Genomic DNA, 19,066 nt, shown 5'->3' on the forward strand with positions numbered 1-19,066 from the left:
CTAGGTCGCTGTCTCATCACGGCGAGGAAACAGCACGGCAATCGTGGTGCCGACTCCTGGAGTGCTTTCGGCGCGGACCCGACCGCCATGGGCCTCCGCGAGGTGTCGAACAATAGCCAATCCCAATCCGGTGCCTCCCGCCTCGCGAGAGCGACCAGGATCGGCGCGATAGAATCGCTCGAAGATTCGCGGGAGTTGTGCCGCACCGATCCCCGTCCCCGTATCGCGCACACCGATCCAATCGCCGTCCGTCGCCGATTCCGAGAAGAGCACGACCTCACCATTCACCGTATGGCGCAACGCGTTTTCCGCCAGGTTGCTGAGTATCTGGCGGGTGGCAGTGGTGTCGGCGTAAATGTGGGGTGCATCAGGCGCCTCCTCTACCCGCATCGCGACGCCTTTCGCCTGCGCGGCCGCCCGAAGTGGGCCGGCAATTTCCTCGGCAAGCGCTGCAAACCGCTGCTCGACGGGGTTGGGGAGCCACCCGCCAGACTCAATTCGCGATAGGTCGAGCAGATCATCAACGATGCGCTGCATTCGTTGAACGTTGCTGGCCACCATCCCGAGAAACTGGCGTCGCAACGCAATCGGCAGTGCCTCGTCCGTCAGCGTCTCCACAAACCCTGACACCACGGTGAGTGGCGTACGGAGTTCATGCGACACATTGGCCACGAAATCGCGACGGACGGACTCCAGTAGGCGAAACGGCGTGAGGTCGTAGAGCGCCAGCACCGCGCCGCCGGCGGGCAAGGGCCGGGCCGTCAACGACAGCGTGCGATCATCGACACGGACTTCATCCGGTTCGGCTTCTCGCCCAGAGAGCACGTCGACAAGCGCGGCTCGCAACGCCCGATCACGCGGCAGGTATTCGGCCGGGAATGGCACCGGCTCGCTCAGTCGCAGGAGTCGTCTGGCGGTATCGTTGATGCGGACCACCTGTTTCCGCGCATCGACCGCGACGACCCCTTCATTCAGCGACTCGGTGAGGGCCATCAGCAACTCTTCTGCGGCGGCCAACTCCTGTCGTCGCGCCGACAGTTGATCGGCCAGCTGTCGCAGGGAGTCCGCAAGGCCGCCCGCCTCGTCATAGGGTGCCAACGACGCTCGCCGCGACAACCAACCGCCAACCAAGGCGCGCGCCACGTCATCGAGCTCCTCAAGCGGTCGTCGGACGGATTCCGCCACGACACTAGCCCCGAGGGCGCCAACCACGACGGCGAATCCGGCGGCGGCAAAGATGTTTACACCTTGGGCGACCGCAAAGAGCGCCGTCGCCACAGCCAGTGCGATGACGAAGGTGATCTTCGAGAGGAGACGAGATGTGCCTCGCACGTGGCGGGTGCGTCAGCTGCCCCGCGCTGCAGCCGCGCGGAGGCGATAGCCGAATCCCCGGACCGTTTCAATCAGGTCACCAGCGACCCCCAACTTTGTGCGCAGGCGTTGGATGTGCATGTCAACGGTGCGCGTCTGAATGTCCGGAGCCGCCTCCCATACGGTCTCAAGCAGGTGCGCGCGTCCTTGCACACGTCCGCGGCGCTCGGCAAGCGTCAGCAACAGCTTGAACTCCGTCGGGGTCAGTTCCACCGGCTGATTCTCGACCAGCACGGTCATGGCGGCGCGATCAATTCGCAGCGGGCCAATGATAAGGCTGTCTGCTGTCGCCGCCGGAATGTTGCCGGCCCGACGCAAGATGGCTCCAACGCGCAAGACCAGCTCGGCGGGACTGAACGGTTTGGTGAGATAATCATCAGCGCCGAGCGACAGCCCTCGAATGCGATCCGGCTCTTCGCGACGAGCCGTCAGCATCAGGACGGCCACGTCACGGGTGGCTTCGTCACCGCGAAGCACCTCCAGCACATCGAAGCCGGACATTCCCGGCAGCATCAGGTCGAGCACGATGAGCGAGTACCGTTCCCGTCGTACCGCTTCGAGTGCATCCTGACCGGTCGACGCCGTGGCCAGACGATAGCCGGCTTTTCCGAGATGGTACGCCACCAGGGCCACGATGTCGGGCTCGTCGTCAACAACAAGGATGCGTTCGACGGAAGACGGTGCAGGATTCATGCGGCTCAGATGTCGGCTGGCGCTGTCGGTACGAACGCCGGCGTGGGCGACGCCGCGCGCGCCAGATGACGCGCGGTGAGGCGCCGATGGATTTTGGCGACGATCATCTCGATCGCCACGGTATTACTGCCACCTCGCGGGACAATCACGTCGGCGTACCGCTTGCTGGGTTCCACAAACTGCAGGTGCATCGGTTGCACGGTGGTCAGGTATTGCTCCAGCACCGACTCCAGCGTGCGACCGCGCACCGCCGTGTCCCGGCGAATGCGACGGATCAAACGGATGTCAGGATCGGCATCCACGAACACCTTCACATCGCACAGCTCACGCACTGCGGGGTCCGAGAGTAGCAGGATCCCGTCGATGACGACCACGTCAGCGGGTTCAATGGCCCGCGTTCGTGTGCTGCGAGAATGTGAGGCGAACTCGTACACCGGCATCTCCACCCGCTCACCGCGCGACAGCGCCGCGAGATGGGCGGTCAGGAGCTCCACGTCAAAGGCATCCGGATGATCCCAGTTGACATGCTGCAACTGCTGGAGCGTCAGGTGGCGGAAGTCGCGGTAGTACGCATCCATTTCCAGGAATGCGACCGAGGCGTCCGGAAGCGCCTCGGCAACCTTGCGGGCTACCGTGGACTTCCCGGATCCAGTCCCGCCCGCAATGCCGATGATGAGCGGCTTCACAACGGTGGAACTCGCACTGCCGAATCTGATTGCAACACCACGATGAACATCCTGCCTGAGGGTCGTGTCAGGCCTGCCACGACCGAGTAACGATTACGTATCGGTGGCCCGGTCCGACGTTGAATACATGGAACTTCGCGGCCGACGGCGGGCCGGGGGAGGGGTGCCGCCGGATTCGGCCGCATTCAATCGGCGGCTACGGGTGGAGCGGGTGCTGGACGGTCACTAGCATTCGCCCATGAGACCACGGTGCGGGTTGGTGTACCCCCTTCGGATTGGCAGACGGCGGGCGGCAACGCTCGGGGCCCTGATGCTGTCGGTCAACGGGTGGGCGTCGGCCCTCAGCGCCCAAGGGGCCGATCGATACGATCTGGTGGTGGCCGCGACCACCGATGTGCACGGTCGCCTGCGCGCCTGGGACTACTACGCGAACGCTGCGGACCCGACACGAACGCTGGCCGGCGCGGCCACCATCGTCGATTCCCTGCGCCGAGCCAATCCCGGGCGGGTGGTGCTGGTGGATGGCGGCGACCTGCTGCAGGGCAATCCGCTGTTGTTTGTGGCCGCCAAGGTCAATCAGCCTCCTGTTCATCCGGCCATTGCCGCCATGAACGTCATGCAATACGACGCGGCAGTCCTGGGCAATCACGAGTTCAACTACGGCGTGCCGTTGCTCAAGCGTGCGGTGTCCCAAGCGGCCTTTCCGTTCCTGGCCGCCAATGTGCGCGACGCCGGTGGCACGCCCTTTGTGGCACCGATGACGATGATCACGCGGCGTATGCCGCGCGGCGGTGTGGTGCGTATCGGCATCATTGGCGGTACCACACCGGGCTCCATGGTGTGGGACGCGGAAAACCTGCGCGCGGCGCGACTGACCATCACGGATATCATTCCCGCGGTGCGGCGCTCCGTTGCGGATGCGCGACGTCAACGGGCCGATGTCATCGTGGTGCTGCTGCATTCCGGGCTTAATGAAGAGGCCACCTACGATACCGTCGCCACGCAGTTGCCGTCGGAGAACGTGGCGGCGCGATTGCCGCGCGAAATTGATGGCATCGACCTGGTCGTCTATGGTCATTCCCACCGTGAGCTCGTCGACTCGACAATCAATGGCGCCCTGCTCATGCAGCCGCGCAATTGGGCGGCCAGTGTGGCGGTCGCGTCACTCACGATGGAACGCCTCCGCGGTCGGTGGCATGTTGCGGCGCACCGAGGACAGTCGGTGCGCGTGGCGGGACATGCCGAGTCGCCCACGGTGCTTGCCGCGACAACCGCCTCCCATCAGGCGGCGGTGGCGTGGGTGATGGCGCCGGCTGGTCGCACCACCGTGGCGTGGCGGGCGGATAGCGCCCGCGTTGCGGATATGCCCGTGACCGACCTGGTGAACGAAATCATGCGGCGCGCCACCGGCGCGGATCTGTCCGCCACGGCCGCGTTCTCAATTGATGCGGGGCTGGACAGCGGCATCATCACCATCGCAGCGCTGAGCAAGCTCTACCCATACGAGAATCTGCTCCGCGCCGTGAAGATTTCCGGTGCGCAGTTGCGCGCCTACCTTGAACACTCGGCGCGCTACTATCGGTCGCTTGACGCGAATGGCCGAGCGCCCGCCGATGGCATTGTTGATCCGGCGATCCCGGGATTCAATTTCGATGTGGTGGCCGGCGCGGACTACACGATTGATCTTGCGCGCCCCCTGGGGTCGCGCCTCGTCAGGCTGACGGTGCACGGCCGCACGGTGGCGCCCACGGATTCGTTCACTATGGCGCTCAACAGCTATCGCGCCAGTGGTGGTGGCGGCTACACGATGTTGGTGGGCGCGCCGGTGGTGTATCGGCGCGACGTCGACATCCGACAGCTGGTGATCGACGAAGTGCAGCGGGTCGCCTCGCTGGGCAAGGCGCTGATCCCGGCGGAGTACGCGACGCGCAACTGGACGCTCGAACCGGCGGCTGCGCGCGGGGCGGCGTTTGCGGAGCAGATGCGCGGTCGCCAATCGGAGGCGTCCGGCAGTGCACCGTCACCGACCTCCCGAACCGCGTCCGTTACGCCACCTGGTGGCCGCCCAACCGGCATGGTGCGCGTGATTGCTTTCAGCGATTTTCACGCCGCGCTCCTTCCTTCGGGAGAACCGGGACGGGAAACGGGCGGCGCGGTGGCACTGTCGGCGGCGATTCGCCGCGCACAGCGAGAATGCACGGGCACCTGTCGCAGCGTGGTCATTCATGCGGGTGACTTGTTCACCGGACAGCCGGCCTCTGATTGGGATGCCGGACGGCCAACTGTTGCCGTGATGAATCGTCTGGACGTGGCGGCCGGCGCCCTGGGCAATCACGAGTTCGATTTCGGGCAGGACACGCTGCGAAAGCGCTCGGGCGAATTGCGTCATCGACTGCTGGCGGTGAACGTGCGTGATCGGAGCAACCGCATGCCACCATGGGTGCGCGACGACACCGTGGTCAGTCGCGACGGTATCCGCATTGGCATTGTCGGTGCGGCCGGGACACATACGAGCACCACGACCAAGCGCCGCAACGTGGCCGATCTCACGTTTGTCGATCCGGCTCCGTTGATCAGTGAGCGCATTCGGACGTTGCGCGCGTCCGGCGCGCAGGTGGTGGTGGCGGTGATTCACGACGGCGGTCGCTGCGAGGCCGGCACCGCCACGGAGTGTCATGGCGGTGGCATCGACGTGGCGCAACGGTTGACCGAGCGGCCCGACGCGTTCATCATCGGGCACTCCCACGTCAACGTGGATTTGCGGATCAATGGATTCCCGGTGGTGGAGCCGGCGTCGAGTGGTCGCGCCATTCAGGTGGTCGATATCCCACTGGAAGGCGGCGATGCTGTATCCACTTTGCGCACGATTGCCGCGGCCGACAGTGTCGGTGCCGATCCGATGGTCGATTCGATCGTTCGCGCGGCGGTGGTTCGCGTGAGAGGTCGGATGAATCGACCGGTCGCCACCATGGCAGTGGCCATGCCAAGAACGGGGAATCAGTACGGACTGGGGAACCTGGTTGCTGATGCGGCCCGGATCATGGGCAACGGCGATTTCGGCGCCTGGAACAACGGCGGGATTCGGGCTGACGTGCCGTCAGGGCTGATCACATACGGTGGCGTCCATGCCATCTCGCCATTCGGAAACGTCCTCGTGCGCCTCCGGGTCCGTGGGGACCAGGTTCGCGCCATGGTAGAGCGAGGACTCCTACGCGGCCGCCCGGATATCCATGTGAGTGGGCTGCTGGTGGACTTCGATCCCGCAAGGCCCCAGTGGGATCGTGTCGTCCATCTGACCACCAGCGATGGCACGCCGCTGGTCAGTACGCGACTTTACACCATGATCATCAACGATTTCATGCTGGACGACCCGGACAATAGTGACCGCCTCACCTCGGTTTCGCAGGAGGTGCTGACGATTCGCGATATCGACGCCGTTGCCGGGTATCTGACGCGGCAACCGCAGCCCGTGCGGTCCAGCGCAACGCCGCGCATCCGTACCGTCGCGCCGGGCGGGATTCGATGAACGCCCCGACCGACGTGCGGGTGTATGTGAACGAACGCGGCGTCAGCGTGCCGATCGGATCGCATGCACTGGATGCAGTACGCGCGCTCTTTCCCGATCAGGCTGAGGCCATTGGTGCCGGCGTCTCACGATTGACGGATAGCCGTGGGCTGCCGGTGCCGCACGATACGCGGCTGACCGGTGGTGCGATCTTCCGCGTGGTACCGGTGCGTGATCGCACGGAGGATGGCGCGTGATTGAACTGTCCGCCGCCTTCACCGAAATCCTGCAGCGGATGCCCAAGGCGGAGCTGCATTGCCATCTGGACGGCTCGTTGCGACCGTCAACGCTGCTGGATCTGTCAATTCAGCAATCACGCCCGATGCCGGTGTCCACGGCCGCGGCGTTGGGCGACTGGATGCGGGTGGATGATGCGCACAATCTGACGGAATACCTGGCGCGTTTCGAGATCACGTTGGCCGTCATGCAGGACGCGGCATCGATTGAACGCATTGCGCACGAGTTGGTACTGGATGCCGCACTCGATGGCGTGCGGTATATCGAGGTGCGCTTCTGCCCGGCACTGAATACGCGCGGCGGACTGTCGCTGGACGACGTGGTGGCGGCCGTGCTCCGTGGGTTGGCTCGCGGCGAGGCCGAGTGCGGCACGTTGGCGCGCGTCATTATTTGCGCCTTACGAAGCCTCCCCTGGCCACACGCCATGGAAATGGCCGAGCTGGCGGTGGCGTTCAAGGAGCAGGGGGTTGTTGCGTTTGACCTGGCCGGCGGCGAGTTGGGGAATCCGGCGCACCTGCACGCGCTGGCCTTTGACTTCGCCCGCGCCAACGATGTGGCGGTCACGGTGCACGCGGGCGAGGGAGATGGCGCGCATTCCATTCGCGAGGCGGTGCATCGCTGTGCCACCGACCGCATTGGCCACGGGACGCGGTTGCACGAAGACCCGTCGCTGGAAGCATACGTGGTCGATCGTCAGATTCCGCTGGAAGTGTGCCCAACCAGCAATGTGCAGACGCGCGTGGTGCCGACGTTTGGCGAGCACCCACTGGTGCGGTATCAGCGACTGGGAGCGGTGGTCACGATCAGCACGGACAACCGATTGATGAGCGGTGTGTCACTGACCGACGAGTACGTGCGGTGTGCACAGCATCTCTCGTACGGTTTGGCCGATCTGACGGCATTGTCACTGGCGGCGTTCGATGCGGCATTCCTGCCGCAGGTGGAACGGCAGCGACTGCGCCATGCGGCCGAACGTGACATCCGGCAACTGTTGGCCGATGCGCATCCCGCCGTGCTGTCGTGGGGCGAGAGCGAATGAGCGCGCCGGTTGCGCGTAGCGGTCCCGGCTCCGCCGAGGCCCGCATCGCTGCGGATTACGTGCGGCAACGCGTGGGGTCGGGTTTCCGAACTCCCGTGTGCGGCATTGTGCTGGGGTCGGGCTTGGGCGGGTTGGCAGCGAAAATGGAGCACGCCACGCGCATTCCGTTTTCCCATGTACCGGGATTCCCCAACGCCACGGTGGCCGGTCACGCCGGTCAGTTGATTGTCGGCACACTGGCCGATCGCCCCGTGGTGCTCATGGCAGGTCGATTTCACATGTATGAAGGGCATGATGCCGCGTTGGCGGCGTTCCCGGTGCGCGTAATGCAGGCGCTGGGTGCCCCCGTCTATCTCGCATCCAATGCAGCCGGCGGCGTGCGACGCACGTTTTCCCCGGGCGACCTGATGGTGATTGCCGATCACATGAATCTCATGTTTCGCAATCCGCTGTCGGGGCCGCTGGAAGCGGGCGATGAGCGGTTCCCGGATATGTCCGAGCCGTACGATCGCGAACTGCAGACGCTGCTGCATGATGCGGCGCGCGCGGTCGGGGTGTCGTTGCAGGTGGGTGTGTACTGCGGCCTGCTGGGACCAACCTACGAGACGCCCGCCGAGGTTCGGATGTTGGAGCGACTTGGCGTTGATGCCGTTGGTATGTCCACGGTCCCCGAGGTGGTGGTGGCGCGTGCCATCGGGATGCGCGTGGCCGCCGTCTCGTGCATTACCAACAAGGCCGCCGGACTCTCATTGCAGCCCCTTGAGCACAGTGAAGTGGTGGAGACCGGAAAGGCAGTCGCCGCCGATTTCGAGGCGCTGGTGGTGGAGTTTTTGCGCCGACTGTAGGCGGGGATTTGAAGACGGGAGAATGGAGACGGCAGACGGGAGACGTCCGGATGGCTGGATGTCTTCAGTCTCCCGTCTCCATTCTCCCGTCTTTACTTGCGCGCTTTCGGCAGGCTGGAAAGCCGGCTCTTAAACGCCTGAAACGCCCGTGAATCGCGCGTGAGCGACTTGAGCACCACGGGATTGATCTTGGCAATCTCCGCTTCCGTGGCCGCGACGCGGCTTTCCTCGACCGGGTGCGAGGCGAAGAAGTTGTCCACCGCACTGGGATTCGTCTTGCGCACGGCAATGAGCGTGCGGAACATGCTGGGCATGCCGCGCGGGTCGATCCCGGCTCGGGTGACAAAGGTGACGCCGAATTTGTCCGCCTCGGCTTCGTCGTCACGACTGAATTTCGCAAAGGCGGCACCGCCGGCCACGTTGATGGCCGCACTGCCGGCGCCGCTGTTGCACACCGACGGTGCGATGATGCATCCCAGCGTGACCCCGACATTCGCGCGCTGCTGGTCACGCATTTGCAGCATGCTGTGCCGTCGGGTGACGTGGGCAATCTCGTGCCCGATGACGCCGGCCAACTCCGACATGTTCGCGGTGTGTTCGATCAGGCCGCGATACACGTAGATGTGTCCACCGGGTACCGCAAAGGCGTTGATGTCGGTCTGGTCGACCACCTGGAACGACCATTTGAGACTCCGGTCGTCGGACACGCGGGCAATGGAATCGCCGAGCAGGGTGATGTACCGCGCCACTTCGGGGTCCTGGATGAGCGGCAACTGCTGCGCGACCTGTGTGGCGTAGTCATTGCCGAGGTCCACTTCCTGCTGCGTGGACGCCAGACAGCCGCTGGTCGAAATCATCGCCACGGCGGCGGCGAGCGCGAGGGGGGGGCGCATCGTTGCTCGTGTCATTGGGGTACGTCTCATCACGAAAGGGTCACTGTGTCGCATATTAGAGTCTGTACCCGACGGCGGTGATTTTGAGCCATCCGCCTCCGACGTTTCAGTCCTCCAACTGCCGGATTGCCGTGAAGCTACTGACACTTGCCAGAGACTTGCAGCGGCGGAAAGCCCGGGAACGGCAGGGTTGCTTCGTGGCGGAAGGGGTGCGGTCGGTGGAAGCGCTGCTCGCCTCACCGCTGTCGATCGTGGGGCTGCTGGTCACCGACGACGTGGCCGAGGACCCGAGAGGTGCCGAGCTGTTGGTCGTGGCGGAGGGTCTCCGGGTGCCGGTCAAGGTGGTGACGCGTGCCGATCTGGAGAGCGCTGCCAGCACTGAGTCGCCGCAGGGGGTGCTGGCCATCGGGGAAATCCCGGAGCTGCCCTTGGAGGCCCCCGCAGGTCCGACCGCCCGCTATCTGCTTCTGGACGCCATCCAGGACCCGGGAAACGTGGGCACTATCGTGCGGACGGCGGCGGCCTTGGGTGTCACCGCCACGATCGCCCTGCCGGGAACCGTTGACCTATGGAACGCCAAGGTCGTCCGTAGCTCGATGGGGGCCCTGTTCGTGCACCCCGTCCCAGCGGCAACGTGGGAGGAGGTCACGGCATTCCTCGATGCTCATGACATCGCCTGCTGGGCGGCGGACGCGGACGGACTCGTGATCGACTCGTCGGAGGTGCTGCGTCGAGATGCCCTGCCTGCGCGATTGGCGCTGGTGGTCAGCAACGAAGGCGCCGGGCTTTCAGCACAGGCGGCGTCATGCGCATCGCGGCGGGTCGCGATTGGCATGGCTTCGAATGTCGAGTCGCTGAACGTGGCTGTGGCCACCGGCATACTGCTGCATGCGCTGCGTCCGGGCTGACGTCCGGAAGGTCGCAGGCAGGACTTCCCACTCATGATGCTGCCACTGACTGCCGAATTCGCTGCGATGGTGCTGTTGCCGATCTTTGCGATCGGCGCGTCCATCGGCTCGTTCCTCAACGTGTGCATTGCCCGCTGGCCCGCCGAGTTGAGCGTGGTCAAACCGCGATCACGGTGTCCCAAGTGCGAACGGCCGATTGCCTGGCACGAGAACATCCCCGTCGTCAGCTGGATGTTGCTGCGCGGCAAATGTCGCGGCTGCGGGCTGCCCATCTCGATGCAGTACCCGGCCGTGGAGCTGCTGGTGGCGCTGGGCTGGGTGGCGAGTGTGGTGACGTTTGGCGTAACGTTCGAAGCCCTGCGGATGGCGATCTTCGGCACGATCCTCTTCGGCATCGCCGTCACGGACGCCAAGCACTACCTGATCCCCGACGGCTTCACGATTTCCGGGCTTGTTCTGGTGCTCGGGATGGCGGTCGCCAATTTCTTCGTGGGTGAGACCTCCCAGTTTGCCACGCCCTGGCCGGCGTTGCTTGGGGCGTGCGTGGGTGCCGGGGCGATCACGATTATCGGATGGCTGGCGGAAGTTGCGATGAAGCGCGAAGCCATGGGGTTCGGGGATACGACCCTGATGGCGGTGGTCGGCGCCGCACTGGGCCCGGAGCGCGCACTCCTGACGATTATCGGTGGCGCGTTCGTTGGCGCGCTCTTCTTCCTGGTGTTTGTCGGACCGGTCGTGTGGGTGCGCAGCAAACGGAATGGCACGCCGTTCGAGTTTCCTGATGTGCCGTTCGGCGTGTTCCTTGCGCCGGCCGCGATGCTGGCCTTGCTTTGGGGTGATCGCCTCATCGTCTGGTACGTGCAGCGCGCATTCCCCACGTGAATAACCGCACCCAAGAAGATTCCCGCCATCGCCGCCAGGTGACCATCGACCGTCCCGCCGTGAGCCGTCGTGTGGTCATGGTGGCGGTCACGCTGCTGACCATCGCCTGCGGTGATCGTCGTCCCAAGGGCGACGGTCCGTACGCCAGTATTGTGTCCGACGCCGTGCCGCGCATCGAGCAGCAGTTGGGCCTGACCTTCAAGACGCCGCCCAGACTGCAGACTCGTTCCCACGACGACGTGGCGAAGTTCGTGATGCAGCAGCTCACCAGTGACCGCGCGAAGAAGCAGATCGACGGGCAGCAGAGTGCCTATCGCGTGCTGGGGCTCTCGCCCGATACGCTCGACCTCGGCGCGCTGCTTCAACGGTTGCTGGAGGAGCAGGTGATCGGCTACTACGATCCCTCCACCAAGGTGCTGTACGTGGTGGATGGCGCGCCGAAGGCGCTGCTGCAGCAGACGGTGACGCATGAGTTGGTGCATGCGTTGCAGGACCAGTATGTGCGGGTGGACTCGATTCAGGCACAGACGGATGACGCGGATCGGCAAGGGGCCGCCCAGGCCATCCTTGAGGGGCAGGCCGTGTACACCCAGCTGCTGGTCGATCCCAATTCCGGTCCGGTGATCCGGATGCCGGGGGGGTGGGATCGCATTCGCGATGTGATTCGCGATGGTCAAGGCGGCATGCCGGTGTTCGCGTCGGCGCCGCGCGCTGTTCGCGAGGGGCTGCTGTTCCCCTATCTGGGCGGTGCGGATTTCGTGCGACGCTTTGCCGAGAAGCGCCCCATGAAGGAGCTGCTCACCGACCTGCCGGTTTCGTCCCGTCAGATTCTGAATGACGCGGCGTATTTCACCGACGACAAATCGAAACGGGAAGTGCCAACGCCCGTGACGTTGCCGCCGCCATCGTCCGGCACGGTGATCTACGCCAACAGCTTCGGCGAGTTCGAGACGCGATTGGTGCTGGTGCAGCACCTCAAGGACGAGGCACTGGCCCGACGTGGCGCAGGCGGTATCGATGGCGATCGGTACGCGGTTATTCGCACGACGCAGGGCGACGCGCTGGCCTGGGCGAGCGTCTGGGATACCTCGGTGGACGCGGCGGATTTCATGGACCTGCTGGCGGACGCTGCACGGCGCCGATACGACATGAGGCGCCAGGCGGTCGCCGAAGGCGCGACCGTGCGACGGCTTGATGTGCCGGCCGGCAAGACGCACGGCGCCCGTACGGTGACGCTGTCGGTGGAACAGCGGCAGGGTCGCCCCGTAGTATTCTTCATGGACACTCCTGCGGGAATCAGCACGACGCTGATCGATCCGGCGCGCCTGACGATCGGACACTGAGCGCATGATGCAGACCGCATGATGCAGACCGCATGACGCAGACCGCATGACGACGGTGGACACGACGCCGTTGGCGCTGCGCATTACGGCGGACGATGAGATCAAGCGCGTCCGTCTTGTGCGGATGAAGCGGGTGGCCACGGTGATGTTGGTCGTGGTCGCATTGCTCTACCTGGTGGCTCGTTTGTACGAGACCCGATTCCCCTGGGTTGGCTACGTACGCGCCTTCGCCGAGGCGGCCATGGTGGGGGGGATTGCCGACTGGTTCGCCGTGACGGCGCTGTTCCGGCACCCGCTGGGCATTCCCATTCCGCACACGGCCATCGTCCCGGCGCGCAAGGATCGTATTGGCACGGCGCTTGGCAACTTTGTCCAGCGCAATTTCCTCACGCGCGAGGTGGTCGCATCCAAGCTGGCGGGCATGAAGCTTGGCGAGCGCGCCGCGACGTGGTTGTCGCAGCCTGAGAACAGCCGGCGACTGGCCCGTATGGTGGCGCGCGGCCTGCATGGTGCCGCCAGTGTCATGCGTGACGACGACGTGCAGCAGGTGGTGGATCGTGGCATCGTGTCGCGACTACGGACCTTGCAGGTCTCACCGCTGCTGGCGCGCATCTTCGAGCTCTTTACGGCCGGCGGTCGCCATCAGGCCCTGTTGGATGATGCGCTGCGCCTTGCGGCGCGTTTTCTGGAAGAAAACGAAGACGTTATTCGCGAACGGGTGAAGGCAGAAAGTCCGTGGTGGGTGCCTGGCGCAGTCGAGGACAAGTTGGGCGATCGCGTGGTCAGTGGCGTAGAGAAGACGCTGGTGGCGGTGGCGGCCGATCCCGCGCATCCGCTGCGCCAGCGCTACGACGAAGCGGTGGATCGCTTTGTGGTGTCGTTGCGGGAGAACCCGACGGTCATCGCCCGCGCGGAGCAGATCAAGCTGGAGTTGCTGGCGCATCCCGCCGTCGGCGATTTCTCACGCAGCGTATGGGACGATCTCAAGACCCGCCTGACGGGGTACGCCGAGCGGCTTGCCGACGACGTGGAGACCGAACCCGATCAGGTGGAGCGGTGGTTGTCGGGACTCGGCCAGAAGGTGCTGGCCGATCCGGATCTGGCGGCCAAGGTGAACGGATGGGTTGTGGAACTGGTCACGTATGCCGTTGAACAGGCGCGCGAAGAAGTGGCCAAACTGATCGCCACGACGGTGGGCGCGTGGGATGCCAACGCGACCTCACGGAAGATCGAACTGCAGATCGGGCGCGATCTGCAGTTCATTCGCATCAACGGGACGCTGGTGGGCGGGATGGTCGGGGTGCTGCTGCATCTGATCGCGGTGCGTTTCGCGGTCTGACGTCCGCCGGATCCTCCGAGAGCGGTGCGCTGTCGGCGTGGTGCGCGTTGGGCAGCGGAAGCAGGGCCAGATGGAATACCTCGTCCATCGTGCTGGCAAAGGTGAAGGCCATCTTGTCGCGCACTTCCTGCGGCACATCACGCACGTCCTTCTCGTTCCCCTTGGGGAGAATGACTTCGCGCAGTCCCGCGCGATACGCGGCCAGCACTTTCTCCTTCACGCCGCCAATCTCCAGGACTTTGCCGCGCAACGTCACCTCGCCGGTGAGGGCGAGATCCCGGCGCACCGGGCGACGGGACAAGGCGCTGGCCAAGGCCAGCGTCACCGCGATGCCGGCGGATGGGCCATCCTTGGGAATCGCGCCGGCGGGAAAATGCAGGTGCAGATCGGCTTCACGAAACTCGCCATCGTCGATGCCCAGCGGCACCGACCGCGACCGCACGAACGAATATGCGGCGTCAACCGACTCGCGCATCACCTCACCCAACTGCCCGGTGACCGTGAGCTTGCCGGTACCCGGCATGCGCAGCGCTTCAATGGTGAGCAAGTCGCCGCCCATGTTGGTCCAGGCCAGCCCGGTGACCGCGCCGATTTCCGGTTCCTGCTCGGCCGCCTCGTTGGTGAATCGGGGCGTGCCAAGAATTTCCTCGATGCGCGCGATCGACATCTCCCACAGCGCATCATTGCCATCGGCCTTTGCGCGCGCACGCTTGCGCAGCAGCGATGCCAGCGAGCGTTCAAATGTTCGCAGGCCCGCCTCACGCGAATAGCGGCTGGTGATGAAACCGAGCGCGGCCTCCGACACGTGAATGTCCTCGACCGTCAAGCCGTGATCCGCAAGCAGGCGCGGCATCAGATATCGCTGCGCGATCTCGACCTTCTCCTCGATCGTGTACCCCGCGATGCGAATCACCTCGAGTCGATCGCGCAACGGGCCGGGAATGTCATGCAGGCTGTTGGCCGTGCAAATGAACAGCACGCTCGACAGGTCGAACGGCAGGTTGAGATAGTGATCGACAAAACTCGAGTTCTGCGAGGGGTCGAGCACTTCCAGCATCGCCGCCGTCGGGTCGCCGGAATTGCCGCCGTTGGTCATCTTGTCGATCTCATCGATCATGATGACCGGATCGCGCACGGCCACGCGCCGCAGGGCCTGCAACAGCAACCCGGGCATGGCGCCCACATAGGTGCGGCGATGACCGCGAATCTCCGCTTCGTCGCGCACGCCGCCCACGGAAATGCGATAGAACTCGCGCCCGATGGCCTTCGCGATGGCCTCGCCCAGCGACGTCTTGCCGGTGCCCGGCGGACCCACGAAACAGAGAATCGGGCCACTGGGATCGCCGCCGCGCAGCTTGCGCACAGCGAGGTATTCGGTGATGCGCTCCTTGGCTTCATCAAGCCCGTAGTGTCGATCTTCCAAGGCCTGTTCGACGCGTGAGAGCGTGATTTCCTGATCGTCGGCCGTGCGGGCGTTCCACGGCAACGCCAGCACCCAATCCAGATACGTCCGGAGCACCTGATATTCGCTGGACGCCGGTGAGAGCATGCGCAGCCGTTCCGTTTCGCGCCGCGCTTCCTGCACCACCCGCTCCGGCAGTCCGGCTTCCTCGATCTTGCGCAGCAGGTCGACCGATTCCTTCTCGTTCGGATCGGCTTCACCGAGCTCGGATTGAATGGCGCGCAGTTGCTGACGCAGGTAGAACTCGCGCTGGTGCTGCTCGATCTTGATCTCCGTCTGCTTCTTCACGTCGTCCATGACGCGCGCGCGCGCCACTTCGCGCTCGAGCCGAGACAGGATGAATCGGATGCGCTGCCCGATGTCGAGGCGCTGCAACACTTCTTCCTTGTCGATGATGCGCAGGTTCATGTTCGTGGCGGCGAGATCGGCAAAGCGACCCGGGTCGGACACGTTCATCTTGAGAATCTGCGGCACTTCGCTGGGGATGCGGTCCACCAGTTCGGCCAGCGTTTCTGCGGCGGTCACGGTGCGCGCCACGAGTTCGTCCAGCTCCGAGGCATCGGCCGGTGTTTCCTTCGCCCCCTGCACCTGCGCGATGGCGTACGGTGTGACCTGGTCGATGGCATCAATGGTGATCCGACGCAGCCCCTGCAGCGTGATCTGGATGGTCTCGCCCGGCAAGTTGATGCGCTCATGCACCCGGGCGGCCACGCCCACGCGACCGACGAATTTGTGCGGGTCGACCGCGTCGTCTCCATCGCCGGACGCCACGACCAACGCCACCACCAGCCCCGATTCCTCGTGCGCGCGCAGCAAGGCCAGATTTTCTGCGGCGCCCATTTGCACGGCAATGGTTCCCAGCGGGTACACGATGGTGGACCGCAAGGCCATCAGCGGCAACGTCGGTGGCAACTCGGCGCGGAGGATCTCTTCCTTCCGCTGGCCGCGGGGCATCGCAATGGCCGGAAAACGCGGATTAGTGGACGACACGGGACGGATGGGAGGGTGGAGACCGCGACCTGAGCGCAATTTATTGTGCCATGGGTCACGGGAAACGCGTGTTTCCGACGCAAGTTGCGCTCCCGGTGGCCCCTTTCGTCACCCCCCCGGCCACAACCGGTACGCGAAAGTTCGCCCACCGGGTCCGGTTGTACCCATCCTCGGCGGCCGTTAGCCTTTCCAGACTATGTTCGACGAACTATCCGACAAACTCGGCAACGTCTTCGCCAAGCTGCGAGGACGCGGCGTCCTGACCGACGCCGACATCAAGGACGGTCTGCGTGAGGTCCGCCGCGTCCTCCTTGAAGCCGACGTGAATTTCGCCCTCACCCGTGAGTTCCTGGAACGGGTGGAGAAGAAGGCCGTGGGCGTGCTGCAAATCAAGACGATCCAGCCTGCCCAGCAGCTGGTGAAGATCGTCCATGACGAGCTGACGGCGATGCTGGGCGAACGTCGCGAAGGGCTCAAGATCAGCACGGTGCCCCCGACGATCGTGATGATGGTCGGTCTGCAGGGATCGGGTAAGACCACCACGGCCGGCAAGCTGGCGCGACGGTTGATGGCCGAAGGGAAGTCCACCCGCTTGGTCGCGGCCGACGTGTATCGCCCTGCCGCCATCGATCAGCTTGAGACCCTTGGCAGCGCGCTCAACGTACCGGTGTACGCCGATCGCACCACGCAGGATGTGGTAAAGATCGCCAAGGCCGGCATCGATCAGGGCGTCCGCGCGCGGGAGCGCGTGGTGATCATCGATACGGCGGGTCGACTGCAGATCGACGCCGACATGATGGATGAGCTCAAGCGGCTCAAGGCGGCCATCAAACCCGACGAGATCCTGTTTGTCGCCGACGGCATGACGGGTCAGGAAGCGGTGAAGATCGCGCAGGGATTCGATGCCGCGCTGAATATCACGGGCGTCATCCTGACCAAGCTGGATGGCGACGCGCGCGGCGGTGCGGCGCTTTCGATCTATGGAGTGCTCAAGAAGCCCATCAAGTACATCGGTGTCGGCGAGAAGCCGGATGCGCTTGAAGAGTTCCATCCCGAGCGCATGGCCGGACGCATTCTGCAGATGGGCGACATTGTCTCGCTCGTGGAGAAGGCGCAGGAATCGTTTGACGCCGTGGAAGCGAAGCGGATGGAGAAAAAGGTCCGCAAGGAAGGGATGGACCTTGAGGACTTCCTGTCGGCCATGCGGCAGATGCAGAAGCTTGGACCGATGGAGAACCTGCTGAAGATGCTGCCAGGTGTGAACAGCAAGATGCTGAAAGACGTGAACATGGATCCCAAGCGGATGAAGCACATCGAAGCGATTGTGCTTTCGATGACTCCGCAGGAGCGCAAGAAGCCGGAGCTCCTCAACGGCTCACGGCGTGCGCGCATTTCCAAGGGCTGCGGACGTCCGGTCAGCGAGATCAACAAGCTGCTGGATCAGTTCCGCGAGATGCAGAAGATGATGAAGAAGATGAGTGGCGGTGGCGGAAAGGGTGGCGGGATGCCGCGCCTGCCGTTTGGTGGCGGCGGTGGCGGGATGTTCGGCATGCGGTAGAGGAGACGTCGCGATGGCTGGAACGTCGATTCGACAACAGGAACTGGAAGCGGCTCGCGTGATGGAGAGTCTGTCGTCGGAGGCGCTGGGTGACCGCCTGCGGCGCGCGCGTATGCGTCAGGGTCGGTCGATCCGCGAGTTGGCTGACGCGGCCGGACTTTCGAAGTCCTCCATCGTTCGCCTCGAGCAGGGTGGCGGCACGTATCCGATGACCATTGTGAAGGTCGCGGCTGCCCTGGGTCTTCACGTGGCGCGGTTGCGGGACCCCGACAGCGCCGGTGACGACCGTCTGGCCGTGCACCGGCTTGACGACGATCGGTGGTACGACCTGACAGACTTTGGTGCCGGACCGCTGGGCGGGGTCGATCGTCCCCTGACGCCGGACGAACGCGCCGAACTGGCTCGCCAAGGGGTCGCTGTGCCGATCGTGGTGCTCGCCTCCAGACTGAGCGACGGCCAGCTGATGTCAAACGTCGTGGAAGTCTACGCGCCGAGTGAGACGCGCGCGCATCCGGGCGAGGAGTTCGTGTACGTGCTGGACGGTGCGGCAACAATCACGGTGGGCTCAACGGTGATTACCCTCGCGCGCGGCGAGAGCCTGGTATTTCGCAGTGCCGAGCCGCACACGTATGCGCCGTTGGAGGGCTCGGTGTTGCCAGCGCGTCTGTTGATGGTACGACTGGACGACCGCGTGCAAGCGCCGTGAGCGCTGGCGCCGTGAGCGCTGGCGCGGTTCAGGTTACCAGAGCGTCCAGGCCTGGCCACGCCGTGAGGTTGTAGCGAACGAGCACATTGAGGTAATGGAGACCGTCGTCGCCGAACTGTTCTTGCACCAACGCGGCGGCACGGGCCACGGCATCCGCATCGGCATAGGGTGGCTCGGCGGTCTCCGGAATCACGCCCTTCTCGTGCGTCACACCCGCCGCGTCCAGAAAGGCAATCTGGATGCCCGGCTCGAGATCGACATACAGCAACTGCAAGAGCTCAAGCTCGTCCTGTGCCGTTTCGGCATTGAGGCGGACGACTTCCTTGGCCAGTCGTTCGGCCGGCCAGGTCACGAGCGTGGCCGCGCGAAACCCGCCGCCCTTGGCGACCAGGCGTTGGGCGTACATGGCCTTGGTCCCCTTGAAATTGGACACCGCGTGCTGGACGAGTGCGATGCGGCGTGCGGTCGGAAGAGCGCGATAGAGCGACGATTTGGACATGGCCAGCAACCTAATCGGCCGACGTACGGTATACTACGCGGCTGGCATCT

The 19,066-nt window shown here is 64.6% G+C and carries 16 protein-coding genes; 10 read left to right on the top strand and 6 right to left on the bottom strand.

Annotated features, from left to right (window positions below):
• The 3 genes from IPP90_19515 to udk are packed head-to-tail and all read right to left on the bottom strand — an operon-like array spanning position 1 to position 2,750.
• Positions 1-1,332, bottom strand: a complete 1,332-nt coding sequence (locus IPP90_19515; GenBank protein MBL0172848.1) for a hypothetical protein — start codon at positions 1,330-1,332, stop codon at positions 1-3.
• 12 nt (positions 1,333-1,344) lie between these two features.
• Complete coding sequence (locus IPP90_19520) at positions 1,345-2,064, bottom strand: response regulator transcription factor (protein ID MBL0172849.1); 720 nt, start codon at positions 2,062-2,064, stop codon at positions 1,345-1,347.
• Positions 2,065-2,069: 5 nt separating this feature from the next.
• A complete protein-coding gene (udk, locus tag IPP90_19525) occupies positions 2,070-2,750 on the bottom strand; it encodes a uridine kinase (GenBank protein MBL0172850.1) in 681 nt (226 codons plus the stop codon).
• 310 nt (positions 2,751-3,060) lie between these two features.
• Between udk and IPP90_19530 the strand changes: the two genes are divergently transcribed.
• The 4 genes from IPP90_19530 to IPP90_19545 are packed head-to-tail and all read left to right on the top strand — an operon-like array spanning position 3,061 to position 8,436.
• Positions 3,061-6,276, top strand: coding sequence for a 5'-nucleotidase C-terminal domain-containing protein (locus IPP90_19530; protein ID MBL0172851.1), 3,216 nt, complete (start codon positions 3,061-3,063; stop codon positions 6,274-6,276).
• Positions 6,273-6,512, top strand: a complete 240-nt coding sequence (locus tag IPP90_19535) for a hypothetical protein (protein MBL0172852.1) — start codon at positions 6,273-6,275, stop codon at positions 6,510-6,512. The genes IPP90_19530 and IPP90_19535 overlap by 4 nt, the downstream gene beginning before the upstream one ends.
• Positions 6,509-7,591 (top strand): adenosine deaminase, encoded by a 1,083-nt coding sequence (gene add / locus IPP90_19540; protein ID MBL0172853.1) that lies wholly within the window; start codon positions 6,509-6,511, stop codon positions 7,589-7,591. Before IPP90_19535 ends, add begins: the two co-directional genes overlap by 4 nt.
• Positions 7,588-8,436 (top strand): purine-nucleoside phosphorylase, encoded by an 849-nt coding sequence (locus tag IPP90_19545; protein ID MBL0172854.1) that lies wholly within the window; start codon positions 7,588-7,590, stop codon positions 8,434-8,436. The genes add and IPP90_19545 overlap by 4 nt, the downstream gene beginning before the upstream one ends.
• 92 nt (positions 8,437-8,528) lie before the next feature.
• Here IPP90_19545 and IPP90_19550 read toward each other — a convergent pair whose 3' ends face one another.
• Positions 8,529-9,329, bottom strand: a complete 801-nt coding sequence (locus IPP90_19550; protein MBL0172855.1) for a M48 family metalloprotease — start codon at positions 9,327-9,329, stop codon at positions 8,529-8,531.
• Between the two features lie 131 nt (positions 9,330-9,460).
• On the opposite strand from IPP90_19550, the gene IPP90_19555 reads away from it, so the two are divergent.
• Genes IPP90_19555 through IPP90_19570 form a run of 4 tightly spaced genes read left to right on the top strand, consistent with a single transcriptional unit; the run spans position 9,461 to position 13,801 of the window.
• On the top strand, positions 9,461-10,237 hold the full coding sequence (locus tag IPP90_19555) for an RNA methyltransferase (protein ID MBL0172856.1): 777 nt from the start codon (positions 9,461-9,463) through the stop codon (positions 10,235-10,237).
• Positions 10,238-10,273: 36 nt separating this feature from the next.
• Positions 10,274-11,119, top strand: a complete 846-nt coding sequence (locus IPP90_19560; GenBank protein ID MBL0172857.1) for a prepilin peptidase — start codon at positions 10,274-10,276, stop codon at positions 11,117-11,119.
• A gap of 38 nt (positions 11,120-11,157) precedes the next feature.
• The gene (locus tag IPP90_19565) at positions 11,158-12,462 is read left to right on the top strand and encodes a hypothetical protein (GenBank protein MBL0172858.1); all 1,305 of its coding nucleotides are present in this window, start codon (positions 11,158-11,160) and stop codon (positions 12,460-12,462) included.
• Positions 12,463-12,508: 46 nt separating this feature from the next.
• Positions 12,509-13,801, top strand: coding sequence for a DUF445 domain-containing protein (locus IPP90_19570; protein ID MBL0172859.1), 1,293 nt, complete (start codon positions 12,509-12,511; stop codon positions 13,799-13,801).
• Here the strand turns inward: IPP90_19570 and lon are convergent.
• The gene (lon, locus tag IPP90_19575; protein ID MBL0172860.1) at positions 13,731-16,253 is read right to left on the bottom strand and encodes an endopeptidase La; all 2,523 of its coding nucleotides are present in this window, start codon (positions 16,251-16,253) and stop codon (positions 13,731-13,733) included. The two genes, IPP90_19570 and lon, sit on opposite strands and share 71 nt — an antisense overlap.
• 196 nt (positions 16,254-16,449) lie before the next feature.
• Here lon and ffh point away from each other — a divergent pair, with 196 nt between their 5' ends.
• Positions 16,450-17,811: a signal recognition particle protein gene (gene ffh / locus IPP90_19580; GenBank protein ID MBL0172861.1), complete on the top strand. Its 1,362-nt coding sequence runs from the start codon at positions 16,450-16,452 to the stop codon at positions 17,809-17,811.
• 13 nt (positions 17,812-17,824) lie between these two features.
• Positions 17,825-18,517 (top strand): cupin domain-containing protein, encoded by a 693-nt coding sequence (locus tag IPP90_19585; protein ID MBL0172862.1) that lies wholly within the window; start codon positions 17,825-17,827, stop codon positions 18,515-18,517.
• A 28-nt stretch (positions 18,518-18,545) separates the two neighbouring features.
• Here the strand turns inward: IPP90_19585 and IPP90_19590 are convergent, their stop codons facing one another.
• Positions 18,546-19,016 carry a hypothetical protein gene (locus IPP90_19590; protein MBL0172863.1) on the bottom strand — a complete coding sequence of 157 codons (471 nt, stop codon included), beginning with the start codon at positions 19,014-19,016 and terminating at the stop codon, positions 18,546-18,548.
• Between the last annotated feature and the right edge of the window lie 50 nt (positions 19,017-19,066).

This window comes from Gemmatimonadaceae bacterium (genome assembly GCA_016720905.1).
Lineage (GTDB): Bacteria > Gemmatimonadota > Gemmatimonadetes > Gemmatimonadales > Gemmatimonadaceae > Gemmatimonas.

What these genes read in the sequence shown, in the direction of transcription:
- IPP90_19545 (MBL0172854.1), top strand. Translation starts at nt 7,588, where the DNA reads ATGAGCGCGCCGGTTGCGCGTAGCGGTCCCGGCTCCGCCGAGGCCCGC.
- IPP90_19570 (MBL0172859.1), top strand. Translation starts at nt 12,509, where the DNA reads ATGACGACGGTGGACACGACGCCGTTGGCGCTGCGCATTACGGCGGAC.
- ffh (MBL0172861.1), top strand. Translation starts at nt 16,450, where the DNA reads ATGTTCGACGAACTATCCGACAAACTCGGCAACGTCTTCGCCAAGCTG.
- IPP90_19535 (MBL0172852.1), top strand. Translation starts at nt 6,273, where the DNA reads ATGAACGCCCCGACCGACGTGCGGGTGTATGTGAACGAACGCGGCGTC.
- IPP90_19520 (MBL0172849.1), bottom strand. Translation starts at nt 2,064, where the DNA reads ATGAATCCTGCACCGTCTTCCGTCGAACGCATCCTTGTTGTTGACGAC.
- IPP90_19590 (MBL0172863.1), bottom strand. Translation starts at nt 19,016, where the DNA reads ATGTCCAAATCGTCGCTCTATCGCGCTCTTCCGACCGCACGCCGCATC.
- IPP90_19530 (MBL0172851.1), top strand. Translation starts at nt 3,061, where the DNA reads ATGCTGTCGGTCAACGGGTGGGCGTCGGCCCTCAGCGCCCAAGGGGCC.
- IPP90_19550 (MBL0172855.1), bottom strand. Translation starts at nt 9,329, where the DNA reads ATGCGCCCCCCCCTCGCGCTCGCCGCCGCCGTGGCGATGATTTCGACC.
- IPP90_19560 (MBL0172857.1), top strand. Translation starts at nt 10,274, where the DNA reads ATGCTGCCACTGACTGCCGAATTCGCTGCGATGGTGCTGTTGCCGATC.
- IPP90_19585 (MBL0172862.1), top strand. Translation starts at nt 17,825, where the DNA reads ATGGCTGGAACGTCGATTCGACAACAGGAACTGGAAGCGGCTCGCGTG.